The organism is Herpetosiphon llansteffanensis (assembly GCF_003205875.1).
Taxonomy (GTDB): domain Bacteria; phylum Chloroflexota; class Chloroflexia; order Chloroflexales; family Herpetosiphonaceae; genus Herpetosiphon; species Herpetosiphon llansteffanensis.
In genome coordinates this window covers 99274-115904 of sequence record NZ_PUBZ01000125.1, presented here as the reverse complement: position 1 = coordinate 115904, position 16631 = coordinate 99274, and the positions used below count along the sequence as shown (strand labels likewise).

The 16631-nt window shown below is 51.8% G+C and carries 3 protein-coding genes; all 3 read right to left on the bottom strand.

All coding sequences use genetic code 11. From position 1 onward, the window contains the following. Positions 1–125: 125 nt before the first annotated feature. Positions 126–5573 carry an SDR family NAD(P)-dependent oxidoreductase gene (locus tag C5S61_RS20300; protein ID WP_164689689.1) on the bottom strand — a complete coding sequence of 1816 codons (5448 nt, stop codon included), beginning with the start codon at positions 5571–5573 and terminating at the stop codon, positions 126–128. Between the two features lie 68 nt (positions 5574–5641). Next, positions 5642–10351 (bottom strand): non-ribosomal peptide synthetase, encoded by a 4710-nt coding sequence (locus C5S61_RS20295; RefSeq protein WP_164689688.1) that lies wholly within the window; start codon positions 10349–10351, stop codon positions 5642–5644. Between the two features lie 16 nt (positions 10352–10367). Then, entirely contained in the window at positions 10368–16199 is a 5832-nt protein-coding gene (locus C5S61_RS20290) for a type I polyketide synthase (protein WP_110518009.1), read from the bottom strand. Positions 16200–16631: the final 432 nt, after the last annotated feature.

The window sequence follows — 16631 nt, the reverse complement described above, 5'->3', positions numbered from 1 at the left end:
CAACCCCTCTCCCGTGGCGCGAGCGAGGGGCTTTAACACTCTTGTTCTTGCCCGATTCGTTGGTGAAACCCGGCGGCTCCCCCTCGCCTGCCTTCCGCACGCAGGATGGAATCGCCACAACAGTATTACATCCCCGCTTGAATCTCCTCTTCCGATAAGCCTTCAAGCTCGGCCAGCAGCGCTTCCATGTCTGCTGCGTCGATTTGTTCAAGTTGCAAGTTTTCAATTGTTGTTGCTAGCTCGGCAATGGTTGGGGCAGCGAAAAGTTGATAGAGCCGAACTTCGAGTTGAAAGCTATCGCGCAAGCGTGAGACAAGCTGGGTTGCTAGCAGCGAATGCCCGCCCAAAGCAAAAAAGTTGTCGTGAATGCCAATCTTGGGCTTGCCCAGAATCTCCTGCCAAATGCTGACCAATTGGCTTTCAACATTCGTGGTTGGTTGATCAATCACGGCATGCTGGTTTGCAGTGCCAATTTGGCTAAGTGCAGCTCGATCAATCGTGCCGCTGCTGGTGCGTGGCAATTCGTCAACCTGATACCATTCGATGCTGGCTGCGCCAAAATAGCTCTGCGCAAGTTGGCGATAGCGCTCGTGGCTGAGCGTGCCATGCTGCTTGCTGGTATAAAGATTAAGCTGTTGTTGCACTGGCTGATTGCTGGCGATATACGGTCGCAAAACTGGGCTATCGCCGTTTAAGCCAATCATCAACAGTGGATATTGGCGCTGGCTGATGCCCGCGAGCAGCGATTGCAAGCCTTGGCGCACGCCGATTAGGCTATAGCCGCGCTCTGCGGAAAGGCCGCGAATTTGCTGTGGATTGTTGAGGCTCATGCCAATGTTATCCCATTGGGTCCAGTTTAAACAAAGCGCCTTGGGATGCGACGTTTGGCGTTGATGCAGCATAAAGCTGTCGAGGAAGCTATTGGCTGCCGAGTAGGCGCTAAATGTTGCGCCGCCAAAGAAGCTATTAATCGACGACATGGCGATGATTGGCAGCTCTGGTCGATTGATCAATGCTTGTTGCAAGGCCCACGTTGCATAGACTTTGGGCGCAAACATCATTTCAAAGGTTTCAAGGCTTTCATTCGTAATCCAGTGGCGATCCATCACCGTCCAGTGATAGGCCAAGTTGCCAGCGCCAGCAAAGTGGAAAACCCCCGCCAATGGCTGATTCCAGCGCTGTTCGGCAGCATTGATTAAGCCTGTTATCTGCGCAGGATCGGTCAAATCTAGCGCTTGATAGTGCACATCGTTGCTGAGATCGCTCAGATCTTTATAGGCGCGCAATCGTTTGCCCACGGCGCTATCGGCGCTCAAATGTTCAGTCCAATCGCTTGCCAATGGCAACTCGGTTGAGCCAGTAATCACCAGCCGCGCGTTGTAATTTTGCAGCAACCAACGAGCAAATTGGCTGCCAATGCCGCCCAGCCCACCAGTAATCAGATACAGGCCACCATTGATCAACGGTGATTCGATGGGCGTTGCTTGCGCCATTTCGGCTTGGATTAATGCTGGCACCAAGCGTTGGCCTGCGCGATACGCCACCTCGGCTGGTTGATTGGGCAGCGCCAGTTCATGGCAAATCTGCTGGCTATTGGTCGCTGCTGGCGCAGCATCGAGATCAAGATGTTGGCAGCTGAGCCAATCAAGCTCTAAAGGGATCGTTTTGAGTAAGCCATGAATTGGCGCTGCCGCATAGACCACCTGATCGCTTGGATTAATTGCATGACTTTGTTGCGAAACCACGGTTAAGTGCGCGTTGGCGAGCTTTTGCGTGGCGAGCGCTTGGGTCAAGTACAGAATGCTATAGGCTCCACGATATTGGGCCGCCGCTAGTTCGCTTGCGTGCGCGATGTGGCTTGGCAGATCAGCGCTATACAAGTGAATGTAATCGTGAATATTGGCTGCACTCAGCGTTGCGACAAGCTGCTGATAGTGTTCGCGATCGTTGAGATTAATCGTGTAATGGCGATCGTGTTGGCTGAATGTTGCGCCAGCGCTGACCAAAACCCAAGCCCGTTGCTGCTGTTCAAGCACCCCGATCAATTCGCGAGCGAGCGCAGTATCGTCGCTGAAAATGGCATAGCTTGGTTTGAGCAAGGCGAGATTGCTGCGTTGGCTGGCTGGTTGCCATTGCTTGCTATAAAACCAGCGCGGCAGCGTTTGCTCGTTGGCTAAGGCCAGATCGATGCGCTTGCTGATCGCGCTAAAGTCGCCAGCGACGTAGCGTTGGCTCAATTGCGAACGCTGAATTTTGCCAATAGCCGTTTTGGGAATATCGGCTTTGGCAACTGGCAGCACAGCACTGGGATTGATGCCAATTTTCTGGACCACAACTTCGCGAATTTGCTGAATTTGCTCAAGCTGCTCGCTAAATTCAGTTGATTTTGAATTGTAGAAAATGACTAGCGATTCGGTACCACCAGCATGTTTGCTGGGCACGCTACAGGCTGCGCTATACGAAACCTCAACGCCTGCGATTGTTTCAACTAAGGCCTCGATTTCGTGATTGTGATAATTAATCCCATTGATGATGATCACATCTTTTTCGCGTCCAGCAATCGTCAAACGACCTTGGTGCAAAAAGGCCAAATCGCCAGTCGTAAACCAGCCATCGTTGGTAAAAACTTCTTGGTTAAGTTCGGGGTTGCGGTAGTAGCCAGCGGTAATTGTCGGGCCTTTAATTTGCAAGCGGCCAATCATATCTTCGCCAAGAATTTGATCATTGGCGTTGACGATGCGCAAGCTAACCCCGGGCAATGGAGCGCCAACCTCAACGAACGCAACCCCAATGCTGTCGGCAGTCGCTGGTTGAATGATGCTTTGCAACGACGCTTGATCGAGTTCGTGAAAACCGCTGTTCGCGCCAAACACCAATTGATCCGATGAGCTAATGCCCGATGAGGTTTCCGACATGCCATAGGCTGGATGCATCGCGTTGGCTGGCAACCCATGAGCTTGCAGCAAGCCAAGGAAATTGAGCGCAGTTTGCTTGTTGATGCCCTCGCCACCATTCAAAATAAAGCGCAGGGCCGATAGATTGCGGCGATGACTATTAACTCGCTCGTGCTGATCGTTGATCAGGGCATAGGCAAAGTTGGGTGCCCAGGTAATCGTTGCGCGATACTGCTCAAGCAGATCAAGCCAACGCACTGGGTCTTCCAAGATATAGTCGGTTTTGGCCTGAATTTGGCGACAGCCCAAGCAGAGATCATGAATGTGAAACATAACGATGCCACCAACATGATCAAGCGGCATCCAATTTAATGAAACATCGTTGTGATCAAAATGATTGTGTTGCGCGCTGGCCTTGGAGCGGCTAAGTGTATTGTGATGACTGAGTTCAACGCCTTTGGGCACGCCGGTGCTGCCTGAGGTAAATAACACCAAGGCTGGGTCTTGTGGTGAGAGTTGTTGGTGCTGCTGATCAGGCTGATGCTGGCGTAGCTGTTCTACTACCTGCATTGTTAGTTTGGCAACGCCAAAGCTATTGAAGCTGCGCTGCAAGTGGCTTAAGCTCGCTTGTTCGCTGACAATCAATGGTTGTTCCAAAGTTTGCCAAGTATTATAAAGTTTGCTTAGCGCTGGGTTGTTGGGATCGCTGCTGGTGGGTACTGCTAGCGGCACTGCAATAAAACCACCAAGCATACAAGCCCAAAATGTCGTCACAAATGGCTCGTTATTGGTGCATTGCAAGACAACATGCTGGCCCTTTTGCAAGCCTGCCGCCCGCAAACCAGCCAAAACCGCCTCAGCAGCGGCTAATAACGAAGCATACGATTGCACCAAAACCGTGCCATCGGCTTCGATGTAGCGAATGCCATGGTCAGGATACAGCTTAGCGGCCTGCACCAAGGCCTCAGCCAAGTTAAACGGCGCTTGATCGGCCTTGATTAATGGCTGACCAACGGCCAAGGCTGGTTTTTCGCTCACTACCAATAGTTCTGCTGGCTGCTCACTCATGCTGCGCTGCGAGGTGCCAACATGCCCAATTTCCAGCACTGGCAACATATCGTCGAGATGCAGCGGCGTTGTGGCTGGCACGATTGGCTGCGCCACCAACGCGACTTCCGCGCCATTGGCTGCCTGTTGCAGTTGCGCTTGCAAATCGATCAATTGGCGGCTATCAAGCACGCTGGTTTGGGCTAATTGCTCGCGATCAGGCTGGCCATCGGCCATGCGTGGCAAGCGATCGATTTGAATCAAGCCGAGGGTTGGTAATTGGCAACCAAGCTGCGTTTCCAAGTAGCCCAGCACTTCTGCTGGCTCAAGGCTGTGGTTGGCAACCACAAAGCCAGTTAATACTTCTGCCTGATTGAGCGTGGTCCGGCGCACCACACAGCTTGCACTAATTGCCGGATGCGTTTCGAGCAGACTTTCCAGTTCTTGCAGTAATAATGGCGCACCAGCAAGCTCAAGCGCTGGATCAAGGCTACCGCTGATTGTAATCCGGCCATCATCTTGCCAGCGCGCAAGGTAGCGGGTTTGATACAGCTGGGTATCTGCGGCAAATGGGCTAGCAATAAAGCGCTCTGCATTCAATTGCGCTTGATCAAAACCAGCAAAAACTCCTGCACCAGCAACATACAATTCACCAGTTAAGCCAATTGGTGCTAGCTGCTTGTGCTGATCGAGGATAAAGGCTTGGATATGTGGCACAGGTTTGCCGCTATGAATTTGGCCGGTTTGGCTATTTTCGCCAACCACCGTCAGCAATTGCAAGGCCGGAAAACCATAGTAGTTGTGCCAGGCAGTTTGTTGCTGCTTGAGCTGTTGCTTCAACGCCTCTCCAGCGAGCAAGCCTTCGCCGCTGCTGAGAATATGGCGGACTTTGGGCAAACCAAGGTTGGCTTGTTGCAGCTGGCCCAAGGTCGCGAGGCTCAAGCTTAATGTTTGTGATTGCTCGACATAATTCTGCTGTGACAGTGCTTCAAGCGTGCTAAAGCGCAGCGTGCCGCCACTGGCAAGGGTTGCCAAACTGATGAAGGCCGCAAAATCGGTAAATTCTGCGCCAAGCCACATGCTCTGTTGAAAGCTTACTTTGGCTTTGCTGAGATTGAAATCGATAAAACTCAGCAGATTGGCCTGCGTGAGCTGGCCTGCTTGCATCGACCCACTGGGATGCGAGGCATAGCTCAGAGCAATAATGCTTTCGGCGGTTGCTACAGGTGGCTCGATTGCAACTGAATCGCTGTGCATGAGTTGCTCAAATTCGATGCTTGGAGCCTGATCATCCAACAGCGCCAGCGTAGCAGCTGTGCCAACCACCAATTGTTGGCGGGCAATGATGCTGCGCAAGCGAAAACCTGCCAAATTGGGGCTAAGCAAACTATAGCGTGCGCCTACCAGCAGCGCTGCCAGCAGCATGCTACAAATATCGATTGGCTTGGTCAGCAGAATTGCCACGGCACTGCCAGCACCAATCTGCTTGGCAGCTAAACCATTGGCCAGCTGGTGGGCGCGCGTCGCAAGCTCGCCATAGGTCAGCACCTGCCCGCCATCGATGAGCGCTACGTGGCTCGATTGCCGTTCAACGCTCGTTGTAAAACGTCGCTGGATACTCTGAAAATCCATGTCCATTTCACCCTTTGCAGCGTATCCAAGGGCTAGATTTGATGCAAGCCCTTGGAGATTAGATCGATTTAGAACAAATCGTAGTCGTCGTCGTTCGCTTGGACCCAACCGCCGAGCAGCAGTTCCTTTTCGGTCGCACTCAACAATGAGACTTCGCTGATCTTCTGCTGTGGATTCGCGACCATGCTTTCCAGCAATTGTAAAAATTGCTCGACCATGCGCGTCATCGTCGCGGCTTTAAACAGGTCGCTGTTATATTCGAGCCATGCATCGATGCTTGAGCCATGGTCATAAAGCACCAAACTCAATTCAAATTTGGCCGATTTGGTTTCGACACTGCGCGGCACAATCTGCACCTCAGGCAAATCAAGGCTGGTGCGTGAAGCGTTTTGCAACACCAACATGGCTTGGAAGATCGGCGAACGATTGCTTTGGCGTTCAGGCAAGATCTCGCTAACCAACAAATCAAACGGCAGATCTTGGTGGCTGTAGGCATTGAGCGCGGTTTCGCGAATCCGCTGCAAGACTGTTTGGATGGTTGGTTCGTCGCTCAAATCGCTGCGAATTGCCAAGGTATTGGCGAAGAATCCAATAATGCTCTCAAGCTCTTGGCGATTGCGATTGGCCACCGGCGTGCCGACCACAATATCGGTCTGGTTGGTATAGCGATTGAGCAGCACAACCCACGCTGTCATGAGCAGCATAAACATGGTTGCTTCGTTATCACGGGCCAATTGATTGAGCTGGCGATAGAGTTCTGGCTCGATGCTCAGCGTTTCATGACTGCCATTGAAGGTTTGGACGCTTGGCCGTGGGTAATCCAGCGGCATTTCGAGTGTCGGCAGTTTGCCACGCAATTGGTGTTTCCAGAAGTCGAGTTGGGCTTGCAATACGTCGCCTTGCAACCAATGGCGTTGCCACGCAGCAAAATCGGGGTATTGCAAGGCCAATTCTGGCAATGGGGATGCTTGGTGGCTGGCAAATGCTTGGTAAAGTTGGGTCATTTCGCTAAACAAAATGCCCTGCGACCAATCATCAAAAGCAATATGATGAATGCTGAGCGCCAACACATGCTGATGTTCGCTGAGTTTGAGCAAACGCCCACGCAACAATTGGTCGCGATCAAGCTGAAATGGCTGATTAACTTCTTGTTGCAACCGTTGATCAAGCGCCGTTGCTTGGGCCTCGCCAGCCAGCCCACTCAGATCATGAATCGCGAGGGTTAGGGGTTGGGCTGGCTGCACTTGCTGAATTGTTTGGCCTTTGTGGCTCACAAAGCGGGTGCGCAAGCCATGATGGCGCTGCACAATTTCATTCAGCGTGCGTTCCAAGGCATTAATATTTAATTTGCCATTGATTTCGAGCACAACTGGCACAGTGTAGAAGCTGCTGCTTGGGTCCATTTGGGCCAAGAACCAGATGCGTTGTTGGGCATAAGAGAGCGGCAAACGCGCCTGCGGATCGGCTTTGTGAATGGCGATAATGCTAGTTTGGGCTGGCGTTTGGTTTGCCTGCTCGATAATGCTGGCCAAGCCTTTGATCGTTGGGCTGAGGAAGAAATCACGCAGGTTCAGGCTAACATTAAAGACCTCGCGAATGCGTGAAATCACTTGGGTTGCGAGCAATGAGTGGCCACCCAAATCGAAGAAATTATCTTGAATGCCAACCTGCGCCACGCCCAGCAAACTCGTCCAAATTGCAATCAGCGATTGCTCGGTCACGCTGGTTGGTGCGGCGAGCGGCACGTTGCGCTCGACAGGCTTGGTTTGCTGTTGGTTGGGCAAGGCGCGATAATCAATTTTGCCATTGGCTGTCAGCGGAATCGCATCAAGCATAATAAATGCGTTTGGTACCATATACTCGGGCAGCCGTTGCTTGAGAAAGCTGCGCAGTTGGCTAAATCGTGGCGCTTGATTCGGCAGCGTCACCAAGTAGGCTACCAAGCGCTGATCATCAGCAGAGATCGTATTGACCGTCACGATTGCATCAGTAATGACCGGATGTACCATCAGTGTGGCTTGAATTTCGCCTAACTCAATGCGGAAGCCGCGAATTTTGACCTGATTATCGCGCCGCCCAAGGTATTCGATCTCGTTATTGGCCAGTCGGCGCACCAAATCGCCAGTTTTATACAGCCGGCCTGTGGCAGCAAACGGGTGTTGGATAAAGCGCTCGTTGGTAAGTTCTGGCCGATTCCAATAGCCGCGCGCCAAGCCAGCCCCGCCAACATACAATTCGCCTGCAATCCCAACGGGCACTGGCTGACAGTGATCGTCAAGCACATACAAATCCAAATCGGGAATTGGCGCGCCAATCGGACTGGTTTGCGGGTTTTGTGCGTCGTGCAGCGTAAGTGGGCGGTAGGTCACATGGACGGTGGTTTCGGTGATGCCATACATATTGACCAATTGAGGCCGCGCATCGCCATGGCGCTCAAACCATGGTTGCAAGGCACCAACATTCAGTGCTTCACCACCAAAGATGACATACCGTAAAGCCAGCCGTGAGGGTAGCGCTTGCTCTGCATCGTTGATGATTAATTGGCGGAAAGCCGATGGGGTTTGGTTCAAAACCGTCACGCCCTCATCGCAGAGCAATTGATAGAACGCTGCTGGATTGCGGGTGGTCATAAATGGCACGACCACCAGCCGCCCGCCATAGAGCAACGCGCCCCAGATTTCCCAGACTGAGAAATCAAAGGCAAATGAATGGAACAAGCTCCAAACATCGTGCTGATTGAAGCCAAACCAATGTTCAGTTGCGCTGAATAAACGCGCCACATTGCGATGGGTAATCAGCGCACCTTTGGGCGTGCCGGTCGAGCCAGAGGTATAAATGACGTAAGCCAAATTATCGAGCTGGGCGCTTGCTGGCAGATTGGTTGTTGGCCGATTGCTCAGTTCCGCATCAGCAGCATCGAGCAGAATCAATTGCAACCCAGCTTGCGGCAGTTTGTTGCTACAGCGCGTTTGGGTTACAACCAGCCCAACTTTGGCATCAGCCAAGAGCCAAACAATCCGCTCTTGTGGGTACGACGGATCAATCGGCAGATACGCCCCGCCAGCCTTGAGAATCGCCAAAATGCCAATGATTGTATCGAGCGATGGCTCAACACACAAGCCAACCAAACTATCTGGCCCAACATTGAGCGTTTTGAGTTGATGCGCTAATTGATTGGCGCGGCTATTCAGCTCTGCATAGCTCAGTTGGGTTTGCTCAAAGCGCACTGCAATTGCCTGCGGATTGGATTGGGCTTGCTGCTCAAAACGCTCGTGCAATGGCAATAAGTTTGCTTGCGCTACAGGTTTTGCTTGCGGCAGCAATTGTTGAAGCTCGGCTTTGCTCAACAATGGCAAGCGGGAAAGTTCCAAATCGGGCGTAGTCAATGCTGCTTCAAGCAGTATTTGGTAATGTTGGGCCAAGCGTTCAATCGTTGCCCGATCAAAAAGGTCGGTTTTATATTCAAAACTCAGGTTTATCTGCTGATCAAGTGAAATTGCCTCAAGGCTCAAGGCAAATTTGGCTGTTCCGGTCTCAATCGGCCATGGCTCAACGCTAAGTTCTGGCGTTTGGAAGCTATTAAGTGTATCGCGCTGAAACACAAACAAGCTTTGGAAAATGGGCGTATGCGCCAGATTGCGTTCAGGTTGCAAGGCCTCGACGAGTTGCTCAAATGGCAGATCTTGATGATCTTGAGCCGCCAAATTGGCAGCTCGCACTTGATCCAAAAAGCTGCGAAAACTCATGTCGCCAGCGGCTTGGGTGCGAATAACCAGGGTATTGACGAAGTAGCCAATCAAGGCTTGCAAATTGTTGTAGTGACGATTGGCTATCGGCATGCCAACGAGCAAATCGCTTTGGTTGGTATAGCGGAAAAGCAAGGTTTTCCAGACCGTCAGCAACATAATGTTGAGCGTATAGCCTTCGCTGCGACTCCATGCCACCAAGCGTTGCACCAAATCGGCGCTGAGTTGCACTCGATAATGCGCGCCGCGCGATGATTCGATCGCTGGATAAGGCCGATCGGTGGGCAATTTGAGAATTGGCAATTCGCCTGCAAGTTGGGTTTTCCAATATTGAAGCTGTTGCTCCAACACGCTGCCTTGCAGCCAATTACGCTGCCACACAGCATAATCGGCATATTGAATTGGTAGGGCTGGCAAGGTGCTTGGTTGGCCAGTGTAGGCAGCATTCAACAAGCTATTCAATTCGGCGATCATCACGCCAGCTGACCAGCCATCATAGACACTATGATGGACGTTGATCAATTTAATATATTCGGTATCGCGAATATGCAGCACAAGGATGCGCAATAATGGCCCGGTTTGCAAGTCAAATGCTTGTTGAGTTTCGGCCTGAAGCTGGTGTTGAATCGCGGTTTCACGCTCATCATCGCTCAGATCGCGCAGATCGACTAGTCTAAACCCAGGGTTAAGCTCGGCATGAATCTGCTGATACGGCACGTTATCCACGAGCTTGAACGTGGTGCGCAAGACTTCATGGCGCTGGGCAATGGTGTTAAAGCCTGCTTGGACTGCGCCAATATCCAGCTTGCCAACATAACGCACGCCATAGATAATGTTATATAACGGACTGGTTGGGTCCCACTGATAGAGCACCCATTGGCGTTCTTGGGCAAACGATAAGGGCAGCGTATTGGTTGTGCGTTCTTGGGCGACCAATGCTGGTGGCTGATTGGCAGTTTGTTGCAGCCGACGAATCAAGAGTGCTTGTTTTTCAGGCGGTAATGCAGCGATTTTGGCAGCAAAATCAGTCATGTGAAATCTCCATACCTCAGCCAACCAGACGAGATTGAGCCTCATCAGTGGAAAGTTGTTCTAATTCAGCAAGTATTTGCGCGATCTGGTCGTGATCGCTTTGCTCTACTTGTTCAAGCAGTGCTTGTAGCGCATCATCGCGACTTTCAGGCGCAGCAAACAGCTCCGATGATAGTTCTAAGGCTAGTTGTTGATTGATGTTCGCCCCAATTTCATCAATGCTGGGGCCTTGAATCAGATAGGCAACCGACAAGGTTACGCCAAGTTGCTGGCTGATGCTGGTCTTGAGTTCAATTGCCATAATCGAATCAAGGCCAAGCGTATGCAGTGGTAGCTGACTAGCCAATTTTGCTGGGTCAAGCTGCATCACTTTGGCGATCAAGGGTTTGAGTTGCTGGCTTATCAAGGCTTGGCGTTCGCTTGGGTCGGTTTGTTGAACCAAGCGGCGAAATTCATGCTCGTGGTTGGCTGTGTTTGCTGCCTGATCAACGCTCGTTTGTGGCATGAGCGCCGCAAAGAAGGGCAACGCTGCCACCACTGGATTGGTTCTGAGCCAGGTTGCCCAATCGATCTCGGCGATCGTTGTTTGAATTGCCTGATCGCTGAGCAGCTGCTCCATTGCAACTAAGGCTTGGTTTGGCTCGAGCAACTGCACGCCATGAGCTTCGAAGATTTGAGGATTGAGCCGTGCGGCCATGCCCACGCTAGCCCATGGCCCCCAATTGATGCTCAGCCCAGCGAGGCCTTGACTGCGGCGATAGGCTGCGAGGCTATCCATAAAGCTATTTGCCGCAGCATAGTGGGCTTGACCAACCGAGCCAAGGCTTGCCGCCAGCGATGAACAGAAGATCATAAAATCAAGTGGCTCAGCGCTGAAAACCTCGTGCAGCGCCCATGCCCCAGCAACCTTGGGCGCAAACACACTGCTTAGCGCGCTTGGCTCCATGCGATAGAGCATTTGATCATCGAGCACACCCGCTGCATGCACAATCCCACGAATTGCTAAACCAGTTTCGGCCCGATAGTGCTGCAAAAATTCAGCCAATGCTGCCTGATCGGCGACGTTAATCGCTGCATAGTGAACATTTGCACCAGCCTGCTCTAAATCATGCAGAGCATTGAGCAGTTGCGAGCGCTGATCCGACAAGCCTTGTTGGGAAGTGTTGGCGGGCTGTAATGGGCGGCGACCAAGAATGACCAAATTGCGCGCACCCTTCGCGAGCATCCAATGGGCGATTTCCAAGCCCAAGCCGCCGCTGCCGCCAGTGATCAGATAGGCTGCGTCGCTGGTTAAACTGATGGCGCTTGGTTTGGCTGGCGCTTGACGTTTTTGCAAGCGTGCAACCAGCACTTGTTGATTGCGCAGCGCTTGTTGATGCTCATTCGAGCGTTGCAGCAACAAACCTGCTAGTAGGGTTGCTTCGTTGAGCGGGTTTGGATCAAGGTCGACCAAGGTTGGGTTGAGTTCGGGGTGTTCCAAGGCAGCGCTGCGCAACAAGCCCCACAGTGGTGCTTGAGCCAGATTCACAAGCTCGTTGCTGACTGCTTGGCCACCACGGGTAACACACCACAAGCGTGAGTTTGCCCGATTTGGGTCGCTGATGGTTTGCAACAAGGTCAACATCGCGCTGCTTTGTTGAATTGCGGCGGCTGCTGGAGCTTGATCATTGCTTGCGGCGAGCGGCCATAAACAGACGATGTGTTGATAATGTGCCTGCAATTGGGTTGTGAGCCACTCGCGCAGAACGCTTGGTTCAATTGTTTGTTCGAGGCAATCGACCTGTTGACCATGGCCTGCGAGGTTGCTGCTCAATTGCTTGGCAAGCTGATCGTTGGGATTGGCCAAAATCAGCCAGCGCTCTGCTGGCAGCTCGGCAGTTTGGGCTGTGCTTGCTTGCCAAGCATAGTCATACAAGCCTTGCGGAGCTTTGGCCGTGGTGCGGGCAGCCACTTGAAAGAGCCGTAAACCAGCAATTTCAACGACCACGCGGCCTTGAGCATCAGCAATGATCAAATCAGCTTCATACATCAGGGTTTCATCGGCGGGCGCAGAACGCAAGACCGCGTGACACCAAGCCTCAGCTGGAATCCGATCAAGCACATTCAGCCGTTCAATCGCAATTGGCAGGTAGGTCTGATCATTGGTGTGTTGATCGAGAATGACCGCGACCAATTGGAAAGTTGCATCAAGCAAGGCTGGATGCAGCTGATCATACGCTTCAAGTTGCCCAATCACGCTGGCGAGTTGGAGTTTGGCCAAGGCTTCATGCTGGCCGCGCCAGATGCTGGTTAATGATTGGAATGCTGGCCCATATTCCAACTGCACCTGTTGCATGCGTGCATAATGCTCGCTGACAGCAATCGTTTCGGGGCAGCGTGCTTGCAATTCATCAAGCGCAAGATAGGTTGAATGGCTCGCAACGGCGCTAGTATCAAGTGCTGTCGCCGTTGCATGCAATTCCCATGGGCTAGTTTGATCGGCTGCTTGGCTCAAAATTTGGCAGCTGAAACTATTGCTCTCATCAGCAGTGCAAATCAGCTGAATTGTGCGTTGGCCTTGCTCAGGGATGATCAACGGTTGCTTGAAAACGAGATTGTGGAGCGTAACGGTTTGTTGGCCACGGCTGCGCAACGCCGCGACAATCATCTCAACATAGGCTGCGCCAGGCAACAAAACTTGCTCTTGCACCACGTGATCCGCCAAATAGGCTGGGTAGTTAGCAGCCACATTAGTTTGCCAAAACTGGCCGTTATTCAAGGCCGAAGCGATTGAAATGCCGAGCAATGGGTGTTGATTGCTTGCTGCTGGCTGAACCTTGCCGGATAAAAGGGCTGGGACAAACGCGCCACGAGCAGTTGCTTGCTTGGTTGCTGCTGGCAAAAGCTGATCAAACCAATAGCGCTCACGTTGCCAAGGATAGTGCGGCAAGGCGCTGCGCTGACGTGAATTGGGATAGATCTGCTGCCAATCGGGCGCGTAGCCAGCAACATACAAGCGGCCAAGGGTCTCGAACAACACGCCCAACTCAGCTTGATCGCGGCGTAATGAGCTGAATACTTGGGCAGGCTGCTTAAAGTGTTGAATACTGCGCAACATCGATTCGCCTAAAACCGGGTGTGGGCTGATTTCCAAAAATGTATCGTAGCCCTTGTCGAGTAAGCTTTTCACAGCATTGGCAAATAAAAATGGTTCGCGCAGATTGCGGCCCCAATAGCCATCCGTGTACAGCGTTTGCTCAACAAAGTCGCCAGTTACGGTTGAAACCAAAGGAATCATTGGTGCTTGGGGTTGAAGTTGCGCCAGCGCCACATTTAACTGGGGCACGAGTGGCTCCATATGCGGGCTGTGGAAGGCAATATCGACCCCGCGTACCAAGCGGGCAAATACATCGTTGTGTTGCAGTGAGGCAACTAATTGCTCCAAGATGGTTGGATCGCCAGCCAAAATACACGATGTTGGGCTATTGATCCCAGCAATTGCAACCTGTTGCTCGCGGCCAGCCAAGAGCAAGCGAGCTTGTTCAAAGGTCAGTTCAACAGCGGCAGTTTTACCCTTGCCAGCAACCTGTTTCATCAAGCGACTACGATGGTAGACCACCTGCACCGCTTCATCGAGGGTCAAGACCCCACTCACATGGGCGGCGGCAACTTCGCCCAAACTATGGCCCACAATGGCCGCTGGCGTGATGCCCCAAGAGCGCCAAAGTGCCGCGAGGCTCACTTGCAGGGCAAAAATAAGCGGTTGCGCCCGATCAGTTTGGTTGATCTGCTCGCCAATCTGATCATCAAGCAGTGCTTCAAGCAACGACCAATCTGCATAGGTGCTGAAACAGCGGTCGCATTCTTCGAGCGTTTGGCGAAAAACTGGTTGCTGTTCAAGCAGCCCACGGCCCATGCCAAGCCAATGTGAGCCTTGGCCGGAAAACACCCACACCAATTTGTGCGCTTGGCTCTGTGAGCGGTCTTGCGTGATCAAGCCATTGGCAGTTCGGCCTTCAGCAAAATCGTTGAGTTGCTCGATCAGCAGGCTTTGGCTGGCGGCGCTTGCAGCAAGCCGATAATCGAGTTGGCTGCGGCCAATACTAGCACTGTAGCAAATAGCGCCAACGTCACTCGCGCTGCTTGCAGCAATTTGCGCTGCATAACGCGCAGCAAGTTGCCGTAAAGCTGGCTCACTTTGGGCTGATAAGGGCAAGAGCAAGGGCCATGCTTCGGTGCTGCTGGCTGCTTGGACTTCGGCTGCTGGAGCCGATTCGAGCACCACATGCGCGTTTGTGCCGCCAAATCCAAAGCCGCTCACTCCAGCCAATAATGGGCCTGCTGAGCTTGGCCATGGCCCCAATTCATGCTGCACCTGCAAGCGCAGTTCATCAAACGGAATCATCGGATTGGGCGTTTCAAAATGTAAACTTGCTGGCAAGATGCGATGTTTCATTGCCAGTGCCACCTTGATCACCCCAGCAATGCCTGCTGCCGATTCGGTGTGGCCAATGTTGGTTTTGACCGAGCCAATCACACACGGTTGTTGCTCGGCGCGACCAGTTGATAAGACTGCGCCAAGGGCTTGGGCTTCGATCACATCGCCGAGGCTTGTGCCCGTGCCATGGGCTTCGATATACTGAACAGTTGCGGGATTGACCCCAGCGCGGCGATAGGCTTCTTGGAGCACGACCTCTTGCGATTGCCGATTGGGAGCCATAATGCCGTTGGTACGGCCATCGCTATTTACCGCGCTGCCACGAATAACCGCGTAAACTGGGTTGCCATCAGCCAAGGCTTTGTGCAATGGTTTGAGGATAATAACGCCTGCGCCATCGCTGCGGACAATGCCATTGGCGCGAGCATCGAAGGTTTTGCAACGGCCATCAGGCGATAATGCTCCAGCCTTGGAGAAAAACAGGTTGCCATCAGGCAGCAAGCTAGCATTAACCCCACCAGTGACCACCAAATCGGCCTCGCCAGCCTGTAACGCCTGACATGCCATATGAATCGCAACCAACGAACCAGAACAGGCAGTGTTGACACTAACGCTTGGGCCTTGCAAATTAAGCACATACGAGAGCCGATTGGCCAAGATGCTGTGCGATGTGCCTGGCCCGGTATAGGCATCGATAATTTCAGGATGGCTGAATAAAATGCGGCCATAATCTTCGCTGACTGATGCAATAAAAACCCCAGTGCGGCTGCCAGCAAGGGCTTGCGGCGATTGGCCAGCATCCTCGAACGCTTCCCAGGTACATTCGAGCAGCATCCGTTGCTGGGGATCAAGGTGGATGGCCTCGCGTGGCGAGATACCAAAAAAGGCTGCATCGAAATAATCAGGCTGATCAACAAAGCCACCCCAACGGGTATACATTGTGCCTGGTACGCTGCGATCGGGGTTATACACCGCCTCTAAATTCCAACGTTCAGCAGGAATTTCCGTAATTGCATCACGCCCGTTGATCAATAAATCCCAATAATCAGCCAAATTGCTGGCCCCGGGGAAACGGCAACTCATGCCAATAATGGCGATTGCTTGGTCGCTTTGCTGCGACTCTGCTATGTTTCGTTGCGCCGCTGGCTCCGATCCAATCAATGCTGGCACAAGCGTCTCAATGCTTGGATAATCCCAGAGCATTGTTGGTGAAAGTGATCGTCCAAGCAGTTCTTCAAGCTTGCTGATTAAACTAAGCGCTTGGAGCGAATCGATTTGATAGTGGGCAAACGGTAAGCGCACATCAATATCGGCGGGGGCAACATTTAAATAAGTACAGAAATGATTAATTAACCACGCCGTTAGATTCTCGGTGGTTGGCGTGATTGCTTCAGCCTTGATGTTATCAGTTCCAGTTGGTAGGTTGTTCATAGAATTCCTTTGTATGGAGTGTTGCACAGCAAGGTTTAATGCTACAGCGTGAGCATCTAGATACTGGAAGGTACATCATATCGAAATCGTTATGTGTATTGAACTGTTAACCTTCAACCATCAGCTCGTAATGATTGAATTTATCGATTTACTGACCGGAATGTTCTAATAACAGCAAAAATATTACTAATAATAAAATTATGATCGAAAATAACTGAATATATTAAAACGGTAACATATAGCAGATATAAATTCAGAATTATTAAATTGAGAATATATAGCGCTATAATTACAAAAATTATTGGATAATAGGTGAAAATAATTAAAATCGAAAGATTATCGGGCATTTGGTAATGATATTGCTCAATAATCTAATGGTGTAAAGCGATTAAGATGCATTCTATTGTGCAAACTACCCAAATAAAGGTTCAC

What these genes read in the sequence shown, in the direction of transcription:
- C5S61_RS20300 (WP_164689689.1), bottom strand. Translation starts at nt 5,573, where the DNA reads ATGGATTTTCAGAGTATCCAGCGACGTTTTACAACGAGCGTTGAACGG.
- C5S61_RS20290 (WP_110518009.1), bottom strand. Translation starts at nt 16,199, where the DNA reads ATGAACAACCTACCAACTGGAACTGATAACATCAAGGCTGAAGCAATC.
- C5S61_RS20295 (WP_164689688.1), bottom strand. Translation starts at nt 10,351, where the DNA reads ATGACTGATTTTGCTGCCAAAATCGCTGCATTACCGCCTGAAAAACAA.